At 64.4% G+C, this 1,274-nt stretch carries 2 protein-coding genes; one reads left to right on the plus strand and one right to left on the minus strand.

Annotated elements, in window-relative coordinates:
• A partial coding sequence (locus EN984_RS35045; RefSeq protein ID WP_127384376.1) for an aldehyde dehydrogenase family protein occupies nucleotides 1-223 on the minus strand: 223 nt, incomplete at its 3' end.
• A gap of 214 nt (nucleotides 224-437) precedes the next feature.
• Between EN984_RS35045 and EN984_RS35050 the strand changes: the two genes are divergently transcribed.
• Nucleotides 438-1,274 (plus strand): LysR family transcriptional regulator (locus EN984_RS35050; RefSeq protein ID WP_164765944.1); only part of this gene is annotated, 837 nt, incomplete at its 3' end.

A 1,274-nucleotide genomic window follows, 5' to 3' on the forward strand; every position in this document is an offset into this window, starting at 1 on the left:
GTTCGAGAAACTTCATCAGCACGCGTACGCGGCGCTGCGGGTTGGTCGCGGCCCATTTCGGCTGCGCTGCCTTGGCATTCTCGACCGCCGCGCGCAGTTCCGCCTGCGAGGCCAACGCCACCGTGCCGCGCACGGAGCCGTCCATCGGCTGCATGACATCCTGCTTGCGGCCGCTGGTCCCGGCGACATGCTTGCCGCCAATGAAATGACCATAGTCAATCATGATTTCTCTCCCTGTTTGTGATGCTGCATTGTCCGCCTTTGGCCGGCGGATGGCAACGCGAGTGAGAACGCAACCGTTGTGCGGAGAATAGATAACGATTGACGAGCGAGCATCAATTCCCGCAAATGGTGGGATGCAATTGCTGCCGTGCGGATTGAGAGATTGAGTTCCACCACAGAACGCAGCGTCGATAATTGTCATCTGGACCCTCCCCATGAACTGGGATGACGTCCGCATCTTCCTCGCCGTGGCGCGCGCAGGCCAGATCCTTGGCGCCGCCAAACGGCTGGAGCTCAACCACGCCACCGTCTCACGCCGCATCGCCGCACTCGAGGAAGCGCTGCGGACAAAGCTGTTTCGCCGCTTGACCACCGGCAGCGAGCTGACGCCCGCCGGCGAGCGTTTTCTCGACATTGCCGAGCGCATGGAGGGCGACATGATCGCCGCGCGCTCGACCATTTCAGGCGAAGGCGACGACGTTTCCGGCACGGTGCGCATCGGCGCGCCTGATGGTTTTGGTGTCGCCTTCCTGGCCAAGCGCCTCGGCGAACTGACCGCCCTGCACCGCGAGCTGACGATCCAGCTTGTGCCGGTGCCGCGCTCCTTTTCCTTGTCGCGCCGCGAGGCGGACATCGCCATCACCGTCGAGCGGCCGACAGAAGGCCGGCTGGTGGCGGGAAAGCTGGTCGACTACTCGCTCGGCCTGTTTGCCTCGTGCGCTTATGCTGAAGCGCATGGCTTGCCCAAAACCGCCGCCGAGCTCGGCCAGCACACGCTGATCGGCTACGTACCCGACCTCATCGTCAGTCCCTCGCTCGACTATGCGGGCGAATTCAGCGCCGACTGGCGCACCAGTTTCGCCATCTCCTCCGCACTCGGCCAGGCCGAGGCGGTGCGCTCGGGCGCCGGCATCGGCATCCTGCACACCTTCGTCGCCCGCTCGATGCCGGAATTGGTATCCGTCGATGTGGTCGCGCCGATCCGCCGTGCCTACTGGCTGGTCTATCACGAATCGGTCAGGCCGCTGCGCCGCGTCCAGATCGTCGCCAGC

It is taken from the genome of Mesorhizobium sp. M7A.F.Ca.CA.004.12.1.1, from assembly GCF_003997835.1.
Taxonomy (GTDB): Bacteria; Pseudomonadota; Alphaproteobacteria; order Rhizobiales; family Rhizobiaceae; genus Mesorhizobium.